25 protein-coding genes, 1 tRNA gene, 1 other RNA gene and 1 pseudogene are annotated in these 24,139 nt (G+C 38.1%); 4 read left to right on the forward strand and 24 right to left on the reverse strand.

All coding sequences use genetic code 11. The annotated features are described in order from the left end of the window. Window positions 1–181: 181 nt before the first annotated feature. Both BLS02_RS00215 and metG read right to left on the reverse strand, forming a co-directional pair. Window positions 182–958 (reverse strand): TatD family hydrolase, encoded by a 777-nt coding sequence (locus BLS02_RS00215; protein WP_092490960.1) that lies wholly within the window; start codon window positions 956–958, stop codon window positions 182–184. A gap of 138 nt (window positions 959–1,096) precedes the next feature. Then, window positions 1,097–3,055 carry a methionine--tRNA ligase gene (gene metG, locus BLS02_RS00220; RefSeq protein WP_092490961.1) on the reverse strand — a complete coding sequence of 653 codons (1,959 nt, stop codon included), beginning with the start codon at window positions 3,053–3,055 and terminating at the stop codon, window positions 1,097–1,099. Window positions 3,056–3,411: 356 nt separating this feature from the next. On the opposite strand from metG, the gene BLS02_RS00225 reads away from it, so the two are divergent. Continuing rightward, on the forward strand, window positions 3,412–3,690 hold the full coding sequence (locus tag BLS02_RS00225; RefSeq protein ID WP_092490962.1) for an AbrB/MazE/SpoVT family DNA-binding domain-containing protein: 279 nt from the start codon (window positions 3,412–3,414) through the stop codon (window positions 3,688–3,690). Between the two features lie 313 nt (window positions 3,691–4,003). Here the strand turns inward: BLS02_RS00225 and rsmI are convergent, their stop codons facing one another. From rsmI to tadA, 18 genes and pseudogenes are all read right to left on the reverse strand, one after another. Continuing rightward, a complete protein-coding gene (rsmI, locus tag BLS02_RS00230) occupies window positions 4,004–4,882 on the reverse strand; it encodes a 16S rRNA (cytidine(1402)-2'-O)-methyltransferase (RefSeq protein ID WP_092490963.1) in 879 nt (292 codons plus the stop codon). Continuing rightward, entirely contained in the window at window positions 4,860–5,153 is a 294-nt protein-coding gene (locus BLS02_RS00235) for a GIY-YIG nuclease family protein (RefSeq protein ID WP_092490964.1), read from the reverse strand. The genes rsmI and BLS02_RS00235 overlap by 23 nt, the downstream gene beginning before the upstream one ends. Further along, window positions 5,140–5,886, reverse strand: coding sequence for a tRNA1(Val) (adenine(37)-N6)-methyltransferase (locus BLS02_RS00240; protein ID WP_092490965.1), 747 nt, complete (start codon window positions 5,884–5,886; stop codon window positions 5,140–5,142). The genes BLS02_RS00235 and BLS02_RS00240 overlap by 14 nt, the downstream gene beginning before the upstream one ends. Window positions 5,887–6,081: 195 nt before the next feature. Beyond that, on the reverse strand, window positions 6,082–6,390 hold the full coding sequence (gene yabA / locus BLS02_RS00245) for a DNA replication initiation control protein YabA (RefSeq protein ID WP_245251766.1): 309 nt from the start codon (window positions 6,388–6,390) through the stop codon (window positions 6,082–6,084). 50 nt (window positions 6,391–6,440) lie between these two features. Beyond that, a complete protein-coding gene (locus BLS02_RS00250) occupies window positions 6,441–7,265 on the reverse strand; it encodes a PSP1 domain-containing protein (protein WP_092490967.1) in 825 nt (274 codons plus the stop codon). Window positions 7,266–7,269: 4 nt separating this feature from the next. Beyond that, a complete protein-coding gene (gene holB / locus BLS02_RS00255; RefSeq protein WP_092490968.1) occupies window positions 7,270–8,259 on the reverse strand; it encodes a DNA polymerase III subunit delta' in 990 nt (329 codons plus the stop codon). Between the two features lie 30 nt (window positions 8,260–8,289). After that, a complete protein-coding gene (locus tag BLS02_RS00260; RefSeq protein WP_245736156.1) occupies window positions 8,290–8,730 on the reverse strand; it encodes a YaaR family protein in 441 nt (146 codons plus the stop codon). A 132-nt stretch (window positions 8,731–8,862) separates the two neighbouring features. Beyond that, window positions 8,863–9,192: a cyclic-di-AMP receptor gene (locus BLS02_RS00265; protein ID WP_092490969.1), complete on the reverse strand. Its 330-nt coding sequence runs from the start codon at window positions 9,190–9,192 to the stop codon at window positions 8,863–8,865. Then, window positions 9,161–9,842 (reverse strand): annotated as a pseudogene (gene tmk, locus BLS02_RS00270) (dTMP kinase). The gene BLS02_RS00265 and the pseudogene tmk overlap by 32 nt, the downstream one beginning before the upstream one ends. Then, complete coding sequence (locus tag BLS02_RS00275) at window positions 9,839–11,266, reverse strand: aminotransferase class I/II-fold pyridoxal phosphate-dependent enzyme (RefSeq protein ID WP_092490971.1); 1,428 nt, start codon at window positions 11,264–11,266, stop codon at window positions 9,839–9,841. Before BLS02_RS00275 ends, tmk begins: the two are co-directional and overlap by 4 nt. Before the next feature lie 82 nt (window positions 11,267–11,348). After that, a complete protein-coding gene (locus BLS02_RS00280; RefSeq protein ID WP_092490972.1) occupies window positions 11,349–11,540 on the reverse strand; it encodes a sigma factor G inhibitor Gin in 192 nt (63 codons plus the stop codon). 572 nt (window positions 11,541–12,112) lie between these two features. Next, the gene (locus tag BLS02_RS00285; protein ID WP_092490973.1) at window positions 12,113–12,376 is read right to left on the reverse strand and encodes a pro-sigmaK processing inhibitor BofA family protein; all 264 of its coding nucleotides are present in this window, start codon (window positions 12,374–12,376) and stop codon (window positions 12,113–12,115) included. 70 nt (window positions 12,377–12,446) lie between these two features. Next, window positions 12,447–12,671: a YaaL family protein gene (locus BLS02_RS00290; RefSeq protein WP_092490974.1), complete on the reverse strand. Its 225-nt coding sequence runs from the start codon at window positions 12,669–12,671 to the stop codon at window positions 12,447–12,449. A gap of 94 nt (window positions 12,672–12,765) precedes the next feature. After that, a complete protein-coding gene (recR, locus tag BLS02_RS00295; RefSeq protein WP_092490975.1) occupies window positions 12,766–13,362 on the reverse strand; it encodes a recombination mediator RecR in 597 nt (198 codons plus the stop codon). A gap of 11 nt (window positions 13,363–13,373) precedes the next feature. Next, window positions 13,374–13,691 carry a YbaB/EbfC family nucleoid-associated protein gene (locus BLS02_RS00300; protein ID WP_092490976.1) on the reverse strand — a complete coding sequence of 106 codons (318 nt, stop codon included), beginning with the start codon at window positions 13,689–13,691 and terminating at the stop codon, window positions 13,374–13,376. Between the two features lie 23 nt (window positions 13,692–13,714). Then, window positions 13,715–15,406 carry a DNA polymerase III subunit gamma/tau gene (gene dnaX / locus BLS02_RS00305; RefSeq protein WP_092490977.1) on the reverse strand — a complete coding sequence of 564 codons (1,692 nt, stop codon included), beginning with the start codon at window positions 15,404–15,406 and terminating at the stop codon, window positions 13,715–13,717. A gap of 197 nt (window positions 15,407–15,603) precedes the next feature. Further along, window positions 15,604–15,869: signal recognition particle sRNA large type (gene ffs, locus BLS02_RS00315), an RNA gene on the reverse strand. Between the two features lie 64 nt (window positions 15,870–15,933). Beyond that, window positions 15,934–16,425 (reverse strand): tRNA adenosine(34) deaminase TadA, encoded by a 492-nt coding sequence (tadA, locus tag BLS02_RS00320; protein WP_439144707.1) that lies wholly within the window; start codon window positions 16,423–16,425, stop codon window positions 15,934–15,936. A 39-nt stretch (window positions 16,426–16,464) separates the two neighbouring features. Between tadA and BLS02_RS00325 the strand changes: the two genes are divergently transcribed. Both BLS02_RS00325 and BLS02_RS00330 read left to right on the forward strand, forming a co-directional pair. Next, complete coding sequence (locus BLS02_RS00325; protein ID WP_092490980.1) at window positions 16,465–16,998, forward strand: cysteine hydrolase family protein; 534 nt, start codon at window positions 16,465–16,467, stop codon at window positions 16,996–16,998. Window positions 16,999–17,061: 63 nt separating this feature from the next. Next, entirely contained in the window at window positions 17,062–18,351 is a 1,290-nt protein-coding gene (locus BLS02_RS00330; protein WP_092490981.1) for a glycoside hydrolase family 18 protein, read from the forward strand. Between the two features lie 115 nt (window positions 18,352–18,466). Here BLS02_RS00330 and BLS02_RS00335 read toward each other — a convergent pair whose 3' ends face one another. Together BLS02_RS00335 and BLS02_RS00340 are read right to left on the reverse strand one after the other, a co-directional pair. Beyond that, complete coding sequence (locus tag BLS02_RS00335; protein WP_092490982.1) at window positions 18,467–18,985, reverse strand: type 1 glutamine amidotransferase domain-containing protein; 519 nt, start codon at window positions 18,983–18,985, stop codon at window positions 18,467–18,469. A gap of 501 nt (window positions 18,986–19,486) precedes the next feature. Continuing rightward, on the reverse strand, window positions 19,487–19,924 hold the full coding sequence (locus BLS02_RS00340) for an Rrf2 family transcriptional regulator (RefSeq protein ID WP_092490983.1): 438 nt from the start codon (window positions 19,922–19,924) through the stop codon (window positions 19,487–19,489). 141 nt (window positions 19,925–20,065) lie between these two features. On the opposite strand from BLS02_RS00340, the gene hmpA reads away from it, so the two are divergent. Beyond that, entirely contained in the window at window positions 20,066–21,301 is a 1,236-nt protein-coding gene (gene hmpA / locus BLS02_RS00345; protein ID WP_175559409.1) for an NO-inducible flavohemoprotein, read from the forward strand. Between the two features lie 82 nt (window positions 21,302–21,383). Here the strand turns inward: hmpA and acsA are convergent, their stop codons facing one another. Then, complete coding sequence (acsA, locus tag BLS02_RS00350) at window positions 21,384–23,099, reverse strand: acetate--CoA ligase (protein ID WP_092490984.1); 1,716 nt, start codon at window positions 23,097–23,099, stop codon at window positions 21,384–21,386. A 498-nt stretch (window positions 23,100–23,597) separates the two neighbouring features. Beyond that, window positions 23,598–23,670: transfer RNA gene (locus BLS02_RS00355), tRNA-Arg, on the reverse strand. Window positions 23,671–24,139: the final 469 nt, after the last annotated feature.

The raw sequence follows: 24,139 nt of genomic DNA on the forward strand, positions 1-24,139 counted from the left end.
GATAATCCGTTTACGGTTTGTTTACATTCAAGTTACAAATAATTACCACTGTATAACAGTCAACCCCCAAACCTTGGTATGACTTGCTTTTCTCACTAAAAAAAAGAGACTAACATTAGTGCTAGTCTCAAAAGAATATCCATTTTCATATTCAATTATTACATTTATATTTCATCAAATTTCATGTATTTTTTCCAATTTTAAACAAAGAAAAGGCGTTTTCTGTCGTTATTTGACTAAGTTCATCGAATGGAACTTCCCTTAGTTCAGCTATTTTCTCCGCCACCAATTTAACATATGATGGTTCGTTTCGTTTCCCTCTGTTTGGATGCGGAGCGAGGAATGGTGCATCTGTTTCTATCAATAGCCGGTCTGAAGGTACTTCTACAGCCACCTCTTTTGGCATTGTCGCATTTTTAAATGTTACAGGACCTCCAAGCGATATATGGAAATTCATATCCAGGCATGCTTGTACATAATCAACTGAATCATTATAGCAATGCATTATCCCACCGATCTCTTTTGCATTTTCTTCCTGTAAAATTTCGATAATATCTTCGGTTGCTTCACGGTTATGAATAATAATCGGCATATTTAATTTTTTAGCTAGTTGAATTTGCTTGCGAAAGACGTCTTTTTGAACTTTTTTCGGAGACTTGTCCCAATGATAGTCTAAGCCCATCTCGCCTATAGCAACTACTTTTGGATGTGCAGATAATTCTTCAATCCAGGCCAAGTCTTCATCTGTCATATCAACTGCATCCACTGGGTGCCAGCCGACTGCTGCATAGATTGTTTCGTATTGTTCAGCTATTTTAATAGCTGGCGGAATTGTTTCACGATCAAACCCGACCACTACCATATATTTTACCCCAGCATCAAATGCACGCTGGATAGTTTCATCACGATCCTCTGAAAACTGTGCTGCATTCACATGGACATGTGTATCAAATAGCACATTAATCACTCCTTCATTTAGAAAACTTGGCTTATCGCCAAGCCTTAGTTGCTTTTAAGCAGTAAGAAAGGATTTATAATTTCTTAACTGCAAATAGTAGAAAAGGCCATACTCATTGAGCTGACCTTTTCCTAAGCTTTACTTCACTACAGAACCATTCGGCAGCGTTTGTTCTACAGAAGCAAGTACTAATTTCCCTGCATTATCTTCACCACAGAGAATCATACCTTCTGACATTTCTCCACGCAGTTTAACGGCTTTCAGGTTCGTTACACAGATTACTTTTTTCCCAACTAGATCTTCAGGTTTATAATGCTCTGCAATTCCAGATACTACTTGACGTTTTTCAGTTCCTATATCCAGCTGTAGCTTTAATAGTTTATCGGCCTTTTTTATCGTATCCGCTTTAAGAACTTCAGCAACACGCATATCAAGCTTCATAAATTCATCAAAAGCAATTTCCTCTTTTTGCTCTGGTGCTTGTTTTACAGCCTTCTTTTCTTCTTGGGCCGGTTTTTGCATCATTGCCTTAATCGTTTCTACTTCTTTTTCTACTTCTAAGCGAGGAAAGATAGGTTCCCCTTTTTTGACAAATGTTCCTGTTCTAATTTCTCCATTTAAATGAACACTGTCCCACTCTTTCAGCGAATCATCTGTTACACCTAGCTGTTTGAAAATTTCTGTAGGGGCTTCTGTCAAGAATGGCTGAAGCATAATTGCCACTTTACGTAATGACTCAGTAAGGTGGGCCATAACATTTCCTAAACGTTCTTGTTTCGATGGATCTTTAGCTAATATCCATGGTTCAGTTTCATCAATATATTTATTCGTACGGCTTATAAGCTGCCACAAGGAAGCTAACGCAACTGAGAACTGCATATTTTCCATTGAATCTTCCACTTTTTCAATTGTGTCTTTCTGTAACTCTTCAAGTGATTGTTCAATATCTGTCTCCGATGCCTTGTATGCAGGAATTTCCCCATTGAAATATTTCTCAATCATTGCTACCGTGCGATTTAGTAAATTACCAAGATCATTTGCTAAATCATAATTTGTGCGATCCACAAACCCTTCAGGTGTAAACACACCATCAGATCCAAATGGAACTTCACGAAGTAAATAATAACGTAATGCATCGAGGCCATAACGATCCGTTAATTTAATCGGATCAACAACGTTCCCTTTTGACTTGGACATCTTACCATCTTTCATTAAAATCCAACCGTGGGAAAAAACTTTTGTCGGTAATGGCAGATCCAATGCCATTAACATAATAGGCCAATAGATCGTATGGAAACGAACAATTTCCTTACTCATCAGGTGAACATCGGCAGGCCAGAATTTCTGATATAAACCATCATCATCCGTGCCATAGCCAAGTGCCGTGATATAATTTGTAAGTGCATCAATCCATACATAAATAACGTGCTTCGGATCACCGGGAACTTTTATGCCCCAATCAAAAGTAGTTCTGGATACCGCCAGATCCTCTAACCCCGGCTTAATAAAGTTATTCAGCATTTCATTTTTGCGGCTCTCCGGCTGAATGAATTGCGGATTTTCTTCATAAAATGCAAGAAGTCGGTCAACATACTTACTCATCTTGAAAAAGTATGATTCTTCTTTTACTTTTTCGACAGGACCGCCACAATCTGGACAATGACCATCATCCAATTGACGCTCAGTAAAGAATGACTCACAAGATGTACAATACCAGCCTTCATATTCATCCAAATAAATATCACCTTGTTTTAAAAGCTGATCAAATATTTGTGCTACAACTTTTTTATGACGCTCCTCGGTAGTACGGATGAAATCATCATTTGTTATTTTTAATTTTTTCCAAAGATCCTGAATACCACTTACAATTTCATCCACGTATGCTTGTGGCTCCATATTTTTTTCTTTAGCTTTACGCTGGATTTTTTGTCCGTGCTCATCAGTTCCTGTCAAGTACATAACATCATAGCCGCGTAATCGTTTATAACGGGCAATCGCATCTCCCGCCACAGTTGAATAAGCATGTCCAATATGTAAATTGCCACTTGGATAATAAATTGGTGTGGTTATATAAAATGTATTTTGCTCATTTGGCATTGTTCTCTTACCTCCTCAATCACTAATTCTATTGTAGCGATTTTATCATAAGTTTTCCACTCACGTGACATAAACGTTTCATATCTAATTAGTATTGCCAATTGAATTATTTTCGATAAACGATAGTTGACTAAATTATTAACTAATTACACAGTTAACGAAATTTTCTCATTTGTTTTAATTTAGACTAAAAATCTGTTGACACTACTGGCAATGGTTGGTACTATATATTTAATATACATGTCGAAACATGCCGAAAAAAATTTATTAATGTTAGTAGTAGAAAAGCTAAGCAGCATCCCTATAAATAGGTGGTGTGTCACGTTTTTCTATCCGTTAGAGGGGGAGAATGGAATTTGAAGTCCACAGGAATTGTACGAAAGGTTGACGAATTAGGACGAGTAGTTATTCCTATTGAATTGCGCCGCACACTCGATATTCATGTAAAAGACGCTCTGGAAATTTATGTTGACAACGACAAAATTGTATTACAAAAATACAAGCCGAATATGACTTGCCAAGTAACTGGAGACACATCCGATGAGAATTTATCATTAGCAAATGGTAAAGTCGTTCTTAGTCCTGAAGGAGCACAAGACCTTATTAATGAAATTCAATCACGACTAAATAAATAATATGTGACAAAAGTGGCTGACGCGAATCAAATCGTCAGCCACTTTTTTAATGCTGTTTTTTAAAGGTTTGTTGCAATTATAAATAAACTGCGACACTGACTAAGGGCAACCGATTCGAGTGAGTAGTTTGGCTCTCTGACCACGCAGCGTTCTTTGCAAAAAGGTTCAGCGTAAGCCCGCGGAGAGCGAAGTGTATTTCCGGAGCAGTCTCATAGCGCTTAAATTATTTTTCAACATTACGTCACAGTTTATTTTAACTACGTTAAGATTCTTTGCTTGGAAAAGGAAACAATCCTTTTAGAAAGCAGCCTTTTTAATTAACATCAACATGAAAAGCTTGATATACATCACGTTTTGCCATATTTCTGTCTACCGCTGCTCGTTTAATTGCATCCTTACTTGATAGGCCCTCTTCGTCTATATAATGTGTTACATGATCAGTAATGGAAAGGTGACTCCACCAAAGTTCATTTTCAACGATAGATACCTCACTTGTTCCCTCTACAACCAGACAGAACTCACCTTTAAGCTCTTTCTCTTCAGCCCATAACAGGAGTTCCTCCACTGTTCCTCGTGCATATTCTTCAAACTTTTTGGTAAGTTCACGTGCTACAACTATTTGCCTGTTACCGAGCTGCTCATGCATTACTTTCAGGGTATCCTTTAATCGATATGGAGATTCATAAAAAAGTAACGTTGCCTGTAAGGAATTTAACCGTTCCAGCTCAGTTGCCTTATCTTTCTTTTTCCGTGGTAAAAAACCATAAAAATGAAATTCAGCCGAAGGTAATCCTGATCCAACCAGCGCGCACAAAGCTGCGTTCGCTCCAGGTAATACTATAACTGATTGATCCGCCTTAATCGCTGCTTGAATCAATTCATATCCTGGATCTGAAATAGCCGGCATACCAGCGTCACTTACAACCGCAACCAACTCGCCATTTTCAATACGATCAATCAACTCTTTTTCACGAAATTCTTTATTATGTTCATGATAGCTGACAAGCGGAGTTGATATTTCAAAATGGCTGAGCAATTTTCTCGTATTTCTTGTATCTTCTGCTGCAATTACAGCAGCACTTTTCAATATTTTTAATGCCCGAAAGGTAATGTCTTCTAAATTTCCAATTGGGGTTGGAACTACGTAAACAGCACCTTCAACCTGGTTATTAAAGCTTTTCTGTATTTTCATATTGAATCACTTCTTTCAGCTTGTCCCGAATTAGTTGAAATTTTTCCTTACGTGAAAGCTGTTTAACCTGATATTCCTTTTGTAAAGCTTCCTCTTTTGTGGAAAATCTTTCCACAAAAACCACTTGAAAAGGTCCGCGACCACGTGTGTATTTAGCACCTTTACCTTGTTCATGCATCGCTACTCTGTGCTCCAAATCATTTGTGTAGCCAGTATATAGTGTTTTATCTTTACATTTTAAAATATAAACTGTATGTTCATTGACGTCCATAAATAATATCCTCTGCTTCCTTCGTATACGTATTGTCATCATGATAAATAAATAATGGAGGCAGAATAGTTAAGTCTGCTTTCCCATCTCGTGTGCCCTCAATTAAAAGCATATTCGCATCGCGCCCCTGTTTAGGATAAACAAATTGAATGCGTTTTGGCTCCAGCCTGTATTTACGGAATAAAGCAATAATATCCACTAGCCTTCCTGGCCGATGTACCATTGCGACTTTCCCGCCAGGGCGTACATGTAACTTGCAAGCCTTGACTACATCTTCCAATGTACAATAAACTTCATGTCGTGCGATCGTTAGGAATTCGTTTTTATTGTGCTCGGTTTTTTCTGGTGTACGAAAATATGGCGGATTGCATGTCACCACATCAAATTTACTATGACCCAATTCAGCTTGCATTTCCTTTAAATCACCTTGAACCATCGAGATTTGTTCACCTAATTCATTTAGAGTAACATTGCGCATTGCCATATCAATTATTCTTTCCTGAATTTCCACACCAATTATTGATGCGTTTGTTCGCTGGGACAGCAAAAGAGGAATGACCCCATTCCCTGTACACAGATCCAAGATATTTCCTTTCTTAATCGGTACGTATGCAAAATGCGCAAGTAGAACAGCATCAAGTGAAAAGGAAAACACAGTAGGACTCTGAATAATATGCATCTTCTCGTTCGCTAATAAATAATCATGTCGTTCATCGTCATATAATGGTACCATTTTGATTTCCATCCTTACTATGTTAGAAACTTATTGTTAAAGATAATCTTATGAAAAAGTATTGTGATTTCATAGAACCTTATGCTTAGGAGTGCATGCCTTAGTTTCATTTATGCAGTAAGAAAGTATTTATACTTTCTTAAATGCTTAGAATAGCTGCCCCTAATTGCTAGAGACAGCTATTCCAACTATTTCCTATTTCGTTTTGTTCAGAAATAACAGACAGAACAAACAATCCTCATCCTGACGCGGACTTCCAAAATGAACGTTACAAATATGAAAACCCTCTTCATAAAGTCGCGCCAGGTTATCATAGCCCTCACCAGGAATATCTTTAGAATGATCGACTATCTCATCTTCTTTAAAATCTTCATCCGTACTTTCTAAACGATTACGTAAATGATGATTCTCCATTGCAAGACGATGATTTTCTTCTAAAAGATCACTCAACCTGCCTTTTAAATCTCCTAGCTGTTCGTATAACTCACCTATCTGCTTTTCCATATCAGATACCTGATCAAAAATTTCCCGTTTCTTCACGCCTCTTCACCCCACTAGTCTGTGGCTTGCGCAATTATTCCTTCATCAATTAGTTCATCTAATGTATATTCAATGACACGTTCCGCTTCAGGCATTTCTATGTGAACGATTCGTTCTAAGATGTTTAGGCCAACTACTTTACCAGTACCATATGGTGTGGTAATAGCCTGCCCAATATCAGGTAAATCACGCTTTGCTGTTTCATAATCATCATTTTCATACTTCAAACAGCACATAAGCCGCCCACATAACCCAGAAATCTTTGCAGGGTTTAATGAAAGGTTTTGATCTTTAGCCATTTTAATAGATACTGGCTCAAAGTCCCCTAAAAACGTGGAGCAACAAAGCATTCTGCCACACGGTCCAATACCACCTAACATTTTTGCCTCGTCACGCACACCAATCTGTCTAAGTTCAATTCGGGTTTTGAACTGCGCAGCAAGATCTTTTACTAAGTTACGGAAGTCAACTCGACCGTCAGCCGTAAAATAGAAAATTATCTTATTACGATCAAACGTAAACTCTACTTCCACTAGATTCATATCTAGATTATGCTCGATGATTTTTTCCGTACCAGTTTTTAAAGCTTTATCAGCAAGCTCTTGATTTTCAACAACGGTACGTTTATCTTTCTCATCAGCTATTCGAATAACTTTCTTCAAAGGGAGAACAACATCCTCCTCATCGACTTGCTTGTTCTTGATAACAACTTTTCCAAATTCAATTCCGCGAACCGTTTCCACAACAACATAACTATCTACTTCTATGTTGCTATCTCCTGGGTCAAAATAATATATTTTACCCGCTTTTTTAAAACGGACTCCTATAACTTCAATCATTAAATCACCTCTGTATTTGAACGGTAAGTTGTTCCATTACCAGTGTTGGGTTAACATTCTGCTTCAATTTGCGTTTAGCATCAAGAAGCTTATTTAAGATGGCTAGTAATTTTTCCTGTGAAAAGAACATCACAAGCCCTTCTACTTTTTCATCATCCTTCGCGAAGACTACCATCGCTTCTTCTCTACCGATATGAAAATAAAGAATATCCTTAAAAGCTAGCATTAATAAATCCAGCCCTTGTTCTTGTTGTTTTCTATCCTTAAAATGTGGCATCCAGTGATTATGAATAAATAAAAAAACCTCATCTGGATTCTTTGAAAACATTTCTATTAATTGTACCATTAATTTTCGCGACTGCGCAAACCACTCATCTCCATTCAAGGCGATTGCATCATCCAAATTATTCGTCATAGCGCTCATTAGAATTGAATTTCTCTCAGACATACCAGAATCTAGTAGTTGCTTTTGAAAAGCTTGCGGATTTAACGGCTGTAAATCAATTACCTGACAGCGTGAACGAATAGTGGAAATAATTGACTGGCTATTCTCAGTCATCATAATTGCAGTAGTCTTCTTGCTGGGTTCTTCCAAAAACTTTAATATACGATTCGCTGCATTTGTTGTTAACGTATCAGCACCTTTGATCACATATACTTTCTGACTGGATTCTAGTCCTGAATACGTAAATTCTTTTTGCAGATGTTCAATTTGTTCTTTTTTAATCGATTGTCCGTCAGGTTCGATCCAATGCAAATCTGGATGATTCCCTGAATCTATTCGTTTACACTCATTACATTCCTGGCAAGGTTCCACATCAGTCCTATGGGTACAAAACAGAACCTTTGCTAATAATAAACCAATTGATTCTTTTCCTGTTCCTCGTTCGCCTTGAATTAAGTAGGCATGCGATATGCGGTCTTTTTTAATGCTATTGGTGATTATCTTACTCGCTAATGGCTGGATTTCTGCTACTTCAGACCACGTTTTCATAATTCCCCGCCCTTACTTTAGATCGATCCTTTACGTATATAAATTAACCAGTAAACCCTTTATCTCTCCAATAAGGCCAAGCAGATCTACTGTCTTTTTTTCCTGATTCATTATATCTTCGGTTAATTCAATTAACTTATCGTCGACTTCCTTAACGATTGCCAGTTTGCTGTTGTTACCTTCCATACTAAAGCTATGTGACTTCTGTAAATCGAGTCCATTATAGACTGTTTCTTGTAAAAATCCTTTGACCATCCGTTTAAACTTTACCAAATCCCTAAAAGAACGAAAACGAGCAAGCTTATCTCCTTGAATCGTAATGTTCTTCATTAATTGCTGAACTTCTTGCTGCTTTAATTTATGTGTTTGGGACTGAACCATTCCATTAAAGGATGGGCGACCATCGGCAGCAGCTTTCTGGTTTTTAGTTGTCGTGTCCATTTGTGATGGAAGTTCCTGATTAATTTTCACAGGATCAGCCCCTTTCTGTTTATTGAGTTACTATAGATTTCAGGCTGTTTTCAGTACGCATTGGTGCTTTTTCATCTTCATAGTTTATATCTATTCTCTCAAAGCAACAATCTTTACTATAAGTGCCAAATGTTAGAACTGCATAAATGATTCAATTGGCAGGATAAATACTGTTGCACCACCGACTTCAACTTTTACAGGCTTTGGAATATACGAATCTGCATTCCCACCCATTGGAGAAATAGGTGCAACCATCTGTTCGCGTTGAGAGCAATTATCCCGGATTATATTTAAGGCTTCATCGACATATTCATCCTCACAGCCAATCATTAAAGTGGTATTGCCTTCTTTTAAAAACCCTCCAGTTGTTGCAAGCTTTGTTGTCTTGAAGTTTTCCCCGCCTAAAGCATCAGTAAGACGGTTAGTATCTTTATCCTGAATAACAGCAATAATTAACTTCATTATTCTTACCTCCCTTACGCTTTATTTGTTAAACGGGAAACTATAAGATTCATTGCATCTGCTTCAACTTGTTCGAAAGGCTGATTAGCATTTATGACTTGGATACGCTCAGGGAATTTAAGCACAAGCTTTTGATATGCCTGATAAACTTGTTCATGGAAATGAATATTTTCCAAATCCAAACGGTTTCTCTCTCTATCTTTATTCGCCGAAATTCGCTCTAACCCTTTTTTTGGTTCAATATCAAAAAATATTGTCATATCGGGCATACAATCTTGAATGGCAAATTGGTTAATCGTAAAAACTTCATCCATCCCAAGACCCCTTGCGTAACCTTGATAGGCTAAACTGCTATCAATAAAACGGTCACATAATACGATTCTCCCACTTTCTAAGGCGGGTAATACCTTTTCAGCCAAATGTTGTCGGCGTGCGGCTGCATAGAGTAGAGCTTCGGTTCTTCCGTCCATAGTTGTATGTGTTGGATCAAGAATTATTTTTCGTATCTTCTCCGCTATTTCAATTCCACCAGGTTCACGTGTAGTTAGAACATCATAGCCCATAGCTGTTAGTTTTTTTCCTAGAGTTTGGAGAATAGATGATTTGCCTGCACCCTCGCCACCCTCAACTGTTATAAAATATCCGCTCACGTAATTTGCTCCTTTGTATTTAGAACGCTAATTCCATTCATTTTATCACGATGCTGTATCTCAACGCCTTGTTCTGTTAGATGTCTAATTATATTAATATGTTTATCTGTAATCCGTTCACCCTTTAAAATAAGCGGTATTCCAGGTGGATATGGGATAATCGCTTCTGCTGCAACATATCCGGATGATTTATTAAGTGGAACTTTTAATGTATCTCGTTGCTGTAATGTTTGATAGGAAACAGTAAGCTCATGAATATCTGTAAATAGATTGTCTATCTCTATTGTAGCATGATTTGGGCAAATTTTTAATTGTTCCTTTATTCGTTTTACTGCTTTTTTTAGATGATTGATGTTTTCAAATGGAGCCAGACCATGAATTAATAATACCTGATTATGCGTAACAAGTTCCGGATAAACATGCTGATTTTCAAGAAGACTTGCTACACCCTTTGCAGAAACCCCATCTTTCAACTGTAGGGTTATTTTTAATGGATCGTTCGCTGGAAGAATATCCCATAGATCCGGAACCTCAAGTATATCTCGCACCATTGCAACACTTTCCATAATGTTATCTATATCTTCTGCTTTCATTGTTGCCAGAAACGAACGAGCAATATCCAATGATGCCATTAACGGATAGGATGGGCTGCTCGATTGAATTAACTGCAAATAATGCGTAATTTTATCTTTTGATACAAGCCTTGAACGAAAATGTAAAAAAGAACCCATTGTCATTGCTGGTGCCATTTTATGTGCGGAGTGGATTACTACATCTGCTCCTAGATCGAGTGCTGACTGCGGAAAAGCTTTATCAATTGAAAAATGTACACCATGAGCCTCATCAACAAGTACTGGTATATTATATTCATGTGCAAGTTCAATCGATTCTTTAATCGGAAATGTTTTGCCGAAATAATCCGGATAGGTCAATACAACAGCTTTTGCATCGGGATGCTGTTCTAACGCACCTTTTAGCGTTTTGATGTTTGGAGCCGTATATCGATCTACTGAATTATCAAATTCAGGTGTAATAAAAATGGGTCTCGCTCCACTTAATTCCAATCCATTGAATATTGATTTATGACTATTGCGCTGTACAATTACTTTTTCATTAGTCGAACATGTTGCTAAAATCATTGCAAGATTTCCAGCAGTGCTTCCACCTACAAGAAAATAAGTGGCATCGGCCCCGAAATATTCAGCGGCAAGACTCTGTGCTTCCGCTATTGTGCCATGTGGGGAATGTAAATCATCAAGGCCTGAAAGTTCAGTCGTGTCCAGCTTTAAAATAGAACTGAAATAGGTTTGGACATTTTCCGGGAAGATTTCTCCGTTCTTATGACCTGGCACATGGAAGGAAATAGGGTTCATCTCAGAAAACTGTTGAAGTGCATCAAATAACGGTGTTGCTTTTTGTTTCATATGACATTCCATCCTCTTTTTTCATCTTCTTCTATCCTAACAAAAAAGGCCTCTGCAAGTATAACTGCAAAGACCTTACTATTTATGAATATAATGTTGGTTGATTCATATTTTTTAATTTTTGTAGATAATAATGATATTTTTCTTCTCTTGGCTCCGTGTGAATCATATTTCTTTCGCATTCACAACAGATAAATAGTTTGTATAAATGAATTCCTCTTTCTTTCTCCTCTTCACAAATGCCACAGCGTTCGTTTAAAATTACTTGTTTCATCTCCCCACCTCCGTTAGCTTAGTATCTCCTAATCTAACGAAATATATACATAAAATCTTTGAAACAACGAAACTTCTTATTCATAACTATATGTGCTGTTAGCCTGTATGTTTCCACATTTCAGAAAATATTTCTTACATTTTTCTTTCACCTTTAATTCGCAGTTTATATCTTTTTAGCCGTTATGAAATGATACAAGATCTCATACTGAAACAACAACAATCCTTTAGTAAAATACAGACCACAAAGAACAAAGGCGCAAGCGCCTGTTCAGTGCCGTATGGACTGTGCTCAGCGCTGCGGGTAGGTCGACGTTGCCGCAGGATGTGGTGGTTTTAGTCGAACATCCTTTATTTCTTATCGTAGACACGGGGAGGGAAGTCCACTAGGCGCTGGCCGGTGAGAACGCCCGTCCTGTGGCGTCACCGGCACTAGTACGTCCTGTACGTCGGAGCTGGACGTGGCTGATTCGGGAGTCCAGTTATACACAGCACTTAAATTTTATAGTTTCCTAAACAATTAAAAACGCATGTGGATTCATATAGATTCCACATGCATTTAACGCTTATTGGTTATATAACAAATAGATGAATAGCGGCGAGAGAGGTTACACCAAACAAGCCTAAAAAACCAGATATAACTACGGTAAATAGATTGATAGGAATATGCAACCCGATAGCCCCTCCAAATACATTAAAGAAAAATAAAAACAAAATGCCAATTCCCAATTTAATGGTACTGCTTCCAATAAAGCGCATTGGTTTCACAGGAGCACCTACGAATAATAGGATTACTATTAAAGCAACCATAATCGATATAACTATTGTTGAACCCAAGTCAAAACACTCCTTTTACTTGTCCCTTTCTACTTACATATGAAAAGGAATCAAGAAAAAGAACTTAAAACTATTTATTATATCGAATTGCACTAATTTTTCTTCGTCGTGCTTCACGTAATAAAAACAAGTACTTTACCTGTGAAATATTTTCCCTATAATAACCATCTACTGTTGGCTCAATACTTTTTTCGACAAGCGACTGGATTTGTTTCCATTCTCGCTCTAGTGTGAAAATAGAACCTAATAATTGCTCATCAACTGTGCGCTTCAGCTTTTTGCTTTTTTTAGCCATGTTGTCACCTAACTTTTAGAAAACTTGACTTATCACCTGGTTTGGCGAAAGTCTCGTTCTCTTTCTGCTTGTTGGAATTTTATAGCTGATAGTGCTACAAATCTCTTCTTCCTTCTAATGCTTTTGATAAGGTTACTTCATCAGCATATTCTAAATCTCCACCGACAGGCAACCCGTGTGCTATTCGGCTTGTCTTGATTCCTGATGGTTTAACAAGCCTTGAAATATACATTGCTGTTGCTTCCCCTTCGATGTTCGGATTTGTTGCGAGAATTATTTCTTCCACTTCTTCATCCTTTAACCTATTAATCAAATCAGGCACATTTATATCTTCTGGCCCGATACCATCCATCGGTGATATTGCACCATGAAGTACATGATATTTGCCATGAAATTCTTTCATTTTTTCCATTGCAATAACATCTTTAGGATCTTGAACAACACAAATAATCGACTGGTCTCTTGAAGTATCCTGGCAAATGGAACATGGATCCTGATCCGTTATATGACCACAAGTCGAACAATGTGTTAGTTCACGCTTTGCATTAACTAGTGATTTTGCGAAATCCAGTACATCATCATCTTTCATATTTAACACAAAAAACGCCAGACGAACAGCTGTTTTAGGTCCGATACCTGGCAATTTTGTAAAACTGTCAATCAATTTGGAAATCGGTTCTGGATAATACATCAAAGTGCCTCCTAGAACATTCCAGGCATATTCATTCCTTGTGTGAATTGTCCCATAGTTTCATTTGTTTTATCATCAATTTGCTTTATAACATCATTTGTTGCTGTAAGAATCAGGTCTTGTAACATTTCCACATCATCTGGATCGACCACATCTTCCTTGATTTGAACATCAGTAATTTCTTTTTTTCCGTTTGCAACTACAGTAACCATACCGCCACCTGCAGATGACTCAAAACTCATTTCATGTAATTCTTCCTGTGCCGCCATCATTTTCTTTTGCATTTTTTGCATTTGCTTCATCATGTTACCCATATTTCCACCTTTCATGGAAATCGCCTCCTCAAAATTTATTAATCGTGAACTTCCAATAAGTCATCACCAACAAGTTTCCTTGCTTCTTCAACTAACGGGTCCTCTTGCTGGCCTTCCTCAGTGGTTGCTGCTTGTTCTTGCTTACTTATATATTCATTGCGTAATTCCTGCCAATTATTAGCTGGGATTGGAATAATTGTTAAATTTTTACCCGTAGCACTAGTCAGCACAGATTCAATTGTTTCACGATTATCCATAAATAAAGAACAATGAATTTCGTACTTAAATTGAACTACAAGTGCCTGATCTGATGCTGCTGCAGGCTTACTATCCTGTATAGTTGCATGTGCAGGGGCACTAGTCGTCTTCAGTTTATTTAAAAATGAAGCCCATTGTGATTGCACTTCTTTTAACGCTGGTTTTTGCGCTTCCTGAAGTACATGTCGGATTTTTTCATATGGAACTTTAAAACTATTCTTTGTTGTTCTTGGCTGTGATCGCCTTGGCTCGTTTGATGGGGCTTGACGACCTGTATTTGCAGGGGATTCTTTTAATGTTGTCAGTTCTTTTTCTAAATGCTCCAGCCTGCTTAATAGTTTTGTAATGGCATCGGAATCAGCAGCGTTATTTGATTCATTTTCCCTATAGCCTTTATTCGTAATCGTAAGTAAAGCAATTTCGATAAATACTTTCGGGCTGTTTGTCCATTTTATTTCCTGCTGACATTGATTGAGCTGCATGATTGCATCTTGAATCCATTCAATTGAAACATTCTCGGCAAGTTGTTTAAAACTATCATCGATGATCGCCCGTTCCAGAATACCTTCTAAGTTTGGCGCGCTTTTGTAAAGCAATAAATCGCGTGAAAAATAAATGAGATCATATACAAATCGTGCTGGGTCTTTTCCGTGTTGAATTAACTCATCCAGTAATGATAAAGCACCTTGTACATCTTTTTCATGCATTGCTTTAACAATATCCGTTAATATTTCCTGCGAGACGCCACCAGTAACTGCAAGGACATCTTCCAGCTCAACCCCTTCCTCACTATAGGAGATTGCCTGATCGAGAATACTTAAAGCATCACGCATACCACCCTCTGCAGCTAACGCAATCGTTTCTAAAGCTTCCGGTGATACTGTTATCCCCTCTGCCTCAATAATTGACTGCATTCGTTCGACAATCGACTGACTCGAAATCGGTTTAAAATCAAAGCGCTGGCACCTCGAAACAATCGTCAGTGGTATTTTATGCGGTTCGGTTGTTGCCAAAATAAAGACAACATGCTTTGGAGGTTCCTCCAATGTCTTCAGCAATGCATTAAATGCATTCGTCGAGATCATATGAACCTCATCAATAATGTATACCTTGTAAGGCACCGAGCTTGATGCATATCTAACCTTATCACGAATATCACGAATATCTTCAACACTTGTATGTGATGCAGCATCCATCTCAATTATATCAGAAATGGAACCATCCTGAATTCCACGGCATGAAGCACATTCATTACATGGTTCTTTCACAGGGGCATTTTCACAGTTTATCGTTTTTGCGAAAATCTTAGCAGCACTTGTTTTCCCCGTTCCACGTGGTCCGGAAAATATATACGCATGCGAGAACTTCTCCTGTACTATAGCATTTTGCAAAGTTCTAGTAATATGTGATTGTCCCACAACATCCTGGAAGTTTCTCGGACGCCATACACGATATAAAGCTTGATAGCTCATAATGAACGTTCCCCTTTGTGAATTCTATCTAAATTATACTCGATTATGGGGGTGAATGTGAACCTTAACGTATAATTCATTTTATTTGGTAATAATAAAGTGCTAAATCGTTCATCTTCATTGATAAACATGTTACAACTAAAAAAGGCTGTATCAAACATCACAGTGGATATTGATACAGCCTTTAAATATGTATACCGTGCACCCATTGTCGATAAGGCGCCCCTAAGCGTTACTCAAGTTCATGGCTCGGCCTAGGCTTCCCCGCGGCACACTGAGATAACCACTTACTGCTGCTTCCTTCCGGATCTGACAGAATTCATGGGTCTCTGTTGCGCAGGACCTCGGCGTCAACACCAATCCCTTAAGGCAGACCCTAAAGTCGTCTTACCTCGAATGGGAATTCAGCCTCGCTATAGCGGATTGCGAGTACAGGGCACCGCTACCTCCCCACTTAGCACGGCAATAACAATTATAACGATTTTACAGTAATAATGCAATCAGAAATTGATGAGATTATTTGGAAGTTATTCCTTTTTCCTTTTTCGCAAAACCTTAAAAAAATCAGTCAGCAGATTTCCGCATTCCTCTTCCAAAATGCCACTTGTAAGTTCAACCTGATGATTAAAACGTTCATCATCCAATAAATTCATCAACGTGCCTGCACAGCCTGCCTTTTGATCAATTGCTCCAAATACGACACGCTTAATTCGTGATTGCACAATTGCACCAGCACACATTGGACAAGGTTCGAGCGTCACATATAACGTACAGTCCTCAAGCCTCCAACTGCCGATTTTTTCGTTCGCTTTTTTTATAGCAATCAGCTCAGCATGGGATAAAGTTTCCTGTGAAGTTTCACGTAAATTGTATCCTGCCGCAATAATTTCACCCTTGAATACAATTACAGCTCCTATAGGAACCTCACCAATTTCTCTTGCTTTTATCGCTTGATTTATTGCATCACGCATATATATTACATCATCCAAATCCAAACACCCCGCTAAGTTTGAAATCATCAATATAGGTAATAATGAAAAAAAGAAAGGAGTCTCCCTATGAAAACTTACATTGATAATAGTGCAATTATATTTATTGATATCATTAACCATTTTAATTTCGATGGCAGTGAAAAACTTCTCAAAAACACTAATGAAATTTTACCACATTTAAAGCGTTTAAGAACTTTTGGCAAAGAAAGTAATATACCAATTATCTATGTAAATGATCATTATGGCTTGTGGCAGGCAGACTTTCGTAAAATTATTGATCATTGCGAGAATGACTTTAGCAAGCACGTTATTCAAGATTTGAAGCCAGATGATGACGATTATTTTCTAATTAAACCACAACATTCAGCCTTTTTCCAAACTCCACTTCATGCCTTGCTAAACGACTTAGGCAAAACCCATTTAATCCTGGCAGGGATTGCTGGAGATATATGTATTTTGTTTACTGCAAAAGATGCCTATATGTATCAATACTCCATGCATATCCCTGAAAATTGTATGGCATCTGAAGAAAAAGAAGGTAATGAATATGCGCTATATTTAATGCGTTCCGTTATGGATGCAAATACTAAACCAATCTAAAGGTATATCTGCCCCCTCCCCCTCATAAAGTGTAAGTAGGACGAAATCGTGGGAGGGATTCTTGTGCAAATTTATGTTGTACAACAAGGGGATACACTAAATGCAATTGCAAATACATACGGGGCCAACCCTAGTGATGTCATCGATGCCAATGAACTGGATACACCAGATAACCTTGTTGTAGGTCAATCGCTAGTAATTCCTATCGTTGGTGAGTTTTATGTTGTTCAACCCGGTGATAGCTTGTATTCTATTTCTCAAAAGTTTGGTATGTCATATCAGCAATTAGCTCAAATAAATAACTTACAGGTAGGAAACATATTATCTGTTGGCCAACGCTTATATATACCCGCCAGACAAAAACGCGAAATTACTGTTAATGCTTATATTGAGCCTACAGGTGATGAAGTTTCAGAAACATTAGTTAACTCCGCAACAAAAAATGCTCCATACCTTACGTATCTTGCCCCTTTTAGCTATCGGGTGGGTCGTGATGGAACCCTTACAGCACCACCACTTGATAACTTTAAGCAAATTGCAGATGCTCAGAATGTTTCACTAATGCTCGTAGTAACTACCTTGGAAGAAGGATCTTTCAGCAGAGATCTAGGTCATATTATCGTAACCGTTCAAGCAGTACAAAATACGCTGCTGGACAACATCGTCAATGTAGCAAATGAAGTTGGATTTAGTGATGTTCACTTCGACTTTGAATTCTTGCCGCCAGATGATAGAGAAGCGTATAATAATTTTTTACGTAAAGCAAAGCAGCGGCTTTCAGAAGCCGGTTTATTAATGTCGACTGCACTAGCTCCAAAAACCAGTGCAGAACAAGAGGGCGCATGGTACGAAGCCCATGACTATGCGGTACATGGTGAATTAGCCGATTTTGTAGTGTTAATGACCTATGAATGGGGCTATAGCGGCGGACCAGCAAGAGCTGTATCACCAATAAACGAAGTCCGCAAAGTCGTTAACTTTGCCTTAAGTGTAATGCCTGCAAACAAAATATTATTAGGGCAAAATCTATACGGCTATGACTGGACACTACCTTATGAAGAAGGTGGTGAACCTGCTGAAGCACTCAGCCCGCAACAAGCAATCGCCAGAGCCAGAGAACAGAACGTAGCTATTGAATACGATACAGAAGCACAGGCACCATTTTATACGTATACAGATGACCAGGGTAATCAGCATGAGGTATGGTTTGAAGATGCCAGGTCAATACAGGCGAAATTTGATTTGATAAAACAATTAGGATTGCGTGGAATCAGTTATTGGAAACTAGGGTTAGCATTTCCACAAAACTGGCTCCTGCTGCAGGATAACTTTACAATTGAAAAACTGGAATAAAGATATAAAGAAAAATAAATCCGAACTAATTCGAATTCTTTTCAAGAATTTCAAATCATAGTTCGGATTTCACTTTGACTAAAACACTTTTGTCCTAGCCCTCTTGTTCGTTTTATTATTTATCTAAAAGCTTTAATGACTCCCGATTAAATGCAGGAATGTCATCTGGCTGCCTGCTTGTAACCAGCTGGTTGTCACAAACAACAACTTCTTCATCTTTTACATTTGCACCAGCGTAATCCATATCCACTTGAATAGATTTAAAACCTGTAGCTTTGCGTCCTTCTAATGTTTTAGCTGTAATTAATAGCTGAGGACCGTGGCAAATTGCTAATACCGGTTTTTTTACATCCATAAAATGCTTGGCAAAGGTCACGAACCGTTCATCGGCACGTAATTGATCAGGTGAAAATCCACCAGGAATAAATAATGCATCAAATTCTTCAGGATTCACATCATCAATCGATTCATCAATGATGACAGTTGCCTCGTTATTTTTACCGGTTACTTGTTTTCCTTTTTCCTTTTCTATGGTTACCACTTCATGTCCAGCATCCTTAAATTCTTTTGCTGGACCTGTATATTCTACATCCTCAAACATATTTGTTAATACTGCTGCTATTTTTTTACCCATTTGTGATCCACTCCTTTTAAGAAGATGATTCATAAATGAGTATTCCCATTTTATACAAATTAAAACAACCCCGCCTCATACTAACGGGATCACTTGTGAGGTGCAACATCACAAGTGAAGTCTCACCTATAATCACATAATTTTCACCGTTAAATTTACAGTGAAAAATAGCTTGGATAATTCTCCAAGCCTTTCTAATACCTCTTAGCAGCCGAGTTTAAGTGTATTTATTCACTAGACAGGCTGGCACCCACTGATTTGGCGGATCCTCATTCCGCTAATTACTCTTTCAGCCACATTTTTCATTGTTATTAGCTAAATAACGGAACCAGGAACCGTTTCAACCTTCTAGGACGGCTTTTTTACTCATTTAACGGAACCACGATCCACTTCACTGGTTTGTGTGATTCACATTCCGCTGAAATCACACCATAAATCACAGTAAAACAAGCGAAACCTCGTGTGTATTTTATTGTGTTTGCACCTTTGAAGTGAACCCGTTTACCTCATACCCATCAGTTCACGTAGCCGTTTGTCATTGACTATCATATCCTTTAAAGTATACTGATCAAGTACTTGAAAAAAGGCATTTAGTGCTTCACTGAAAACATGTTTTAAATTGCAGGCTGGAGAGATAACACATTGATTAGTTCCTTTATCAAAGCACTCGACGACCACTGCATCATTTTCCAGATTTCGAACCGTATGCCCAATATTGATTTCTTCCGGAGGCATTGCCAGCTGGATGCCTCCATTCCGCCCTCGTACAGTATCGACAAGGCCAAGTTTACTTAACTCAAAAACAATTTTACCTAGATGATGCTTTGAGATTGCAAAAGTTTCCGAGATTTCCTTGATACTGGCCAACTCATTTTTAGGCTTCATTCCTGTAAATATTAATACACGGATTCCATAATCGGTATATTTTTTGAGATTCATTTTTAGTCTCCTTATCACTAACTTCACAAATTTGTCATCTAATGAAGGACTTTTCCCCTATTGAGACAGTGTAAACAGTATTTTACAATTAAAGATGTATTTTAAATACATCTTTAATTGTAATAAAGGGAGTGCTTTGTGTTGGTAACAAATATAACAACAGGGTTAGATAGACAAACAAAGGATATTGTAAAATCTACTGTACCACTTTTGCAAGAGAGAGGGGAAGACATCACCAAACGTTTCTATCAGCTATTATTTAAAAATAACCCCGAGCTAAAAAACATCTTCAATCAGACCAATCAGCGAAAAGGTAACCAGTCTAAAGCACTGGCAAATGCAGTGTATTCTGCAGCATTCTATATTGACGAACTTGAAAAAATAATGCCGCAAGTTAAACAGATTGCGCACAAACATAAAAGTCTAAATATCCAGCCTGAGCATTATCCGATAGTAGGCGAAAATCTATTGGCTGCCATTAAGGAGGTATTGAACGACTCGGCTGATGAAGAAGTTCTTGTTGCATGGGAAAAAGCTTACTCGGTAATTGCTGACGTATTTATTTCTACTGAAAAAGAGATGTATCAGGAGGCAGAGAAAACTATCGGTGGTTGGTCTGGGTTCCGTAACTTCATTGTTGTGGACAAGGTGGTGGAGAGTGATGTAATCACCTCACTTTATCTTGAGGCTGCGGATGGAGAACCGTGTGCCATCCATCAACCTGGACAATATATCACTGTTAAAGCGGAAATAGAAGGAGCGCCATATAACTATTTACGGCAGTACAGCCTATCTTGCGCACCTGGTGGTGGAGCTTACCGGATTAGTGTTAAACGAGAAGATGGTCTTAATGGGCATCCACCAGGCATCATTTCTAATTATTTGCATTCAGATATCAATAAAGGAAGTATTTTACCAATCACAGCCCCATCAGGGTATTTCACGCTTGATTCCCAAGATACTAGACCTTTAGTGTTAATAAGTGGAGGGGTTGGATTAACGCCACTCTTGAGCATGCTGGAAAGTACGATTAAAAATCAGCCGGAACGTGAAATCTATTATATTCATGCAACGCAGAATGGCAAAGTACACGCAATGAGAGAGGCTATACAAAAATTAGATAAAAAGCATGATCAGGTGCATACGTACACCGTTTATGACAACCCGACCGATAATGACAATAAATTTTATGATAAAGTGGGCTATATTGATTATAACTATTTATCCACTATACTGCCTACCAATAATGCTGCATTCTACTTTTGCGGTCCGAAGGGCTTTATGCAATCAATCTATAAAAGTCTATCTCAATTTGAGGTAGAAGACAAAGATATAAACTATGAATTCTTTGGGCCATCGGAAGAAATAAAAGATTAATTAGAAAATGCCTTATGCAGATAGAAAGAGTAAATACTTTCTCACTTGCTAAAAAAGGGTGCCAAATAGGCACCCTTACTTTCTATTCTTCTAATGTCGATGTATCTCCCGTCGGCAACCCTAACTCCCATGACTTCAGAAGACGACGCATGATCTTACCACTGCGCGTTTTTGGAATGGCATCCTTCACTTCTAGCTCGCGAGGTGCAGCATGTGCACTTAGGCCAGTTTTAATGAATTGACGTATCTCTTCAAGTAATTCTGGTGAATCTTTGTAACCATCATTTAACGTGATAAACGCCTTAATAATCTCGCCACGCTCTGGATCTGGTTTCCCAATTACGCCAGCTTCTGCAACAGCAGGGTGCTCAATCAGCTTACTTTCAACTTCAAATGGTCCAACACGCTCACCAGATGTGTTAATAACATCATCCAAGCGGCCCTGGAACCAGAAATAGCCATCTTCATCTTTATATGCACTATCTCCAGATACATACCAGCCATTAACAAAGTAACTTTCAAATTTTTCCGGACGGTTCCATATCTTACGCATCATTGAAGGCCAGCCTTTTTTAATTGCCAAATTTCCCATTTGGTTTGGCGGGAGCTCATTTCCTTCATTATCAACAATTGATGCTTCAACACCTGGGATTGGTTTACCCATTGATCCAGGACGAATTTCTTCTGATGGTATATTAACAATAAGCTGTGCACCAGTTTCTGTCATCCACCATGTATCATGAATTCTTAAATCAAAGGCTTTCATTCCCCAGGTAATAACTTCTGGGTTTAATGGTTCACCAACACTCATAATATGACGCAATGATGATAAGTCGTGTTTCTTCACAGCATCTTCACCAGCACTGACAAGCTTGCGTAATGCAGTCGGTGCTGTGTACCAAATGGTTACGTTAAATTTATCCAAGGTTCCGTACCAATTTTCTGGGGAAAACCGCCCTCCGCGTATAACATTCGTAACACCTTTTAGCCAAGGGGCAAATATGCCATAACTTGTACCTGTAACCCAACCCGGATCAGCTGTACACCAATATACATCATCTTCATTCAAATCAAGAACCCACTCAGCAGTTGCATAGTGTTGAATCATCGCATTGTGAACGTGGTAAACACCTTTAGGCTTCCCGGTTGATCCAGATGTATAATGGATTAACATTCCATCCTCTAAATCAACCCACTCAATATCAAAATCAGTAGATGCCTCTTTCATTTCCTTTTGAAAATCAATATATTTATCAGACGACTCATTATGATCGCCAACCAATACGATTTTCTCAAGATCAGGTAGATCCTCTTGTGGGACACGTCCAAGTAGATCTGGTGTCGTAATTAGCATTTTTGCTTCACTGTCCTGCAACCGATCGCGCACTGCTTGCTCCATAAATGCTTCAAATAACGGACCAGCAATTGCTCCCGTTTTTAATATCCCAAAAAATGCCGCGTAAAACTCAGGACTTCTTGGAAGGAATAGAAATACACGATCCCCTTTTTCAACATCATATTTTTTTAATACGTTTGCAAACTGGTTGCTTTTCTTACTTAACTCATCAAAAGTCAACTTCTCCTCACGATCAGGTGAAGAGTAAAGTAAAGCAGTCTTATCTTTTTTATCTGTATCTTCTGCGTGACGATCAATCGCCTCGTAAGCAATATTAACTTTTCCAGTTTCATTCCAGCTGAAATTCTTTTTTACATCTTCCCATGAAAATGTTTCACGTGTTTTGTCAAAGTTTTGTAAGTTGTAAATACCGTCTTGAGCGGGTATACGCTGCATGTCCATATTATCACCTCGTCATAAAATTTTGAAATCGTTTTCAAATCCCTATACTAGGATTACGATTTAATCACAGTAAATATGCAATTATATAAATTGTTTAAACATTTCGGTAACTAATTTCTATTTTAGAACATTCTGTGACAATTTAAAAGTATTTTACTTAAAATAATAAAACGCAAGCATAGATAAGGGAATGAGAACCCTTTCCATAATTGCGCTTATCATAATACTTCGGCCGGAACCTATTGTTTTATTTAAATTTATTTCCTTCTGTATGACTTTTATGCATCCTTTACTAAAATTAGCTTTTTTGTGACTAGCAAGTTCCAGCTCCATTAGAGATTATTCTGTTGATTCCATACAAAACCTGGCTTAACTGCAAAAAAACCTCTTCCCGATCAGAAAGAGGTTTACTTACCGTACATATTAAGTTAGATCATGTGCTTACCGAATAACAGCGAAATGAATGAACACTATAAATACCGACATATTAACGCTTGATGCCCCCGGCAGGATTCGAACCTGCGACACATGGTTTAGGAAACCAATGCTCTATCCCCTGAGCTACGGGGGCAAATAATAATTAAAAGCTGTTTTCTAAAAGTTTGTTGTTTCTGGCACAAAAGATATAAACTGCGAAGTAACATGGAAAAATACTCAACCGGGGCTCATAACTTCGATATGAGTGACCGTTTCTCACTATTTAAACAGAGTTCGGGTTCTCATAATCCTGATGAAGACACGTTTCACACTATTTGAACAGTGTTCTCGTTCTCATAACCCCGATGAAGATACGTTTCACGCTATTTGAATAGCGTCCGGGTTCTCATAACCCTGATGAGTGAGCCCATGGCTAGTAAGACTGCTAAAGTGATAGCTTGAGCAGATGTTGCATTGGTACCGGAGTGGTGCAAAAGATTAACTGCGATGGTTAAATAGCAACAAAATTTGTCAAAAAAGCCTAATTAAAAACCAACACTAACAATAATACAATACAGAGAACAGATTGAAAAGCATGAATACTTTTCACACATGGAACTGAG

This window comes from Virgibacillus salinus, from assembly GCF_900102415.1.
In the GTDB taxonomy this organism is placed as follows: Bacteria; Bacillota; Bacilli; order Bacillales; family Amphibacillaceae; genus Lentibacillus; species Lentibacillus subterraneus.

Excerpts from the sequence above, each read along its gene's own strand:
- BLS02_RS00280 (WP_092490972.1), bottom strand. The coding sequence starts at position 11,540 with ATGAAACAAGTAATTTTAAACGAACGCTGTGGCATTTGTGAAGAGGAG.
- yabA (WP_245251766.1), bottom strand. The coding sequence starts at position 6,390 with ATGGAAAAGCAGATAGGTGAGTTATACGAACAGCTAGGAGATTTAAAA.
- tadA (WP_439144707.1), bottom strand. The coding sequence starts at position 16,425 with ATGATTTCAAACTTAGCGGGGTGTTTGGATTTGGATGATGTAATATAT.
- BLS02_RS00275 (WP_092490971.1), bottom strand. The coding sequence starts at position 11,266 with ATGAAACAAAAAGCAACACCGTTATTTGATGCACTTCAACAGTTTTCT.
- acsA (WP_092490984.1), bottom strand. The coding sequence starts at position 23,099 with ATGGACATGCAGCGTATACCCGCTCAAGACGGTATTTACAACTTACAA.
- dnaX (WP_092490977.1), bottom strand. The coding sequence starts at position 15,406 with ATGAGCTATCAAGCTTTATATCGTGTATGGCGTCCGAGAAACTTCCAG.
- BLS02_RS00240 (WP_092490965.1), bottom strand. The coding sequence starts at position 5,886 with ATGGTACCATTATATGACGATGAACGACATGATTATTTATTAGCGAAC.
- BLS02_RS00235 (WP_092490964.1), bottom strand. The coding sequence starts at position 5,153 with ATGGACGTCAATGAACATACAGTTTATATTTTAAAATGTAAAGATAAA.
- BLS02_RS00300 (WP_092490976.1), bottom strand. The coding sequence starts at position 13,691 with ATGAAAGGTGGAAATATGGGTAACATGATGAAGCAAATGCAAAAAATG.
- metG (WP_092490961.1), bottom strand. The coding sequence starts at position 3,055 with ATGCCAAATGAGCAAAATACATTTTATATAACCACACCAATTTATTAT.
- BLS02_RS00290 (WP_092490974.1), bottom strand. The coding sequence starts at position 12,671 with ATGGCTAAAAAAAGCAAAAAGCTGAAGCGCACAGTTGATGAGCAATTA.
- holB (WP_092490968.1), bottom strand. The coding sequence starts at position 8,259 with ATGAAAACGTGGTCTGAAGTAGCAGAAATCCAGCCATTAGCGAGTAAG.
- BLS02_RS00335 (WP_092490982.1), bottom strand. The coding sequence starts at position 18,985 with ATGGGTAAAAAAATAGCAGCAGTATTAACAAATATGTTTGAGGATGTA.
- BLS02_RS00325 (WP_092490980.1), top strand. The coding sequence starts at position 16,465 with ATGAAAACTTACATTGATAATAGTGCAATTATATTTATTGATATCATT.
- BLS02_RS00265 (WP_092490969.1), bottom strand. The coding sequence starts at position 9,192 with ATGAAGTTAATTATTGCTGTTATTCAGGATAAAGATACTAACCGTCTT.
- BLS02_RS00340 (WP_092490983.1), bottom strand. The coding sequence starts at position 19,924 with ATGAATCTCAAAAAATATACCGATTATGGAATCCGTGTATTAATATTT.
- recR (WP_092490975.1), bottom strand. The coding sequence starts at position 13,362 with ATGTATTATCCAGAACCGATTTCCAAATTGATTGACAGTTTTACAAAA.
- BLS02_RS00250 (WP_092490967.1), bottom strand. The coding sequence starts at position 7,265 with ATGATTGAAGTTATAGGAGTCCGTTTTAAAAAAGCGGGTAAAATATAT.
- rsmI (WP_092490963.1), bottom strand. The coding sequence starts at position 4,882 with ATGAAAATACAGAAAAGCTTTAATAACCAGGTTGAAGGTGCTGTTTAC.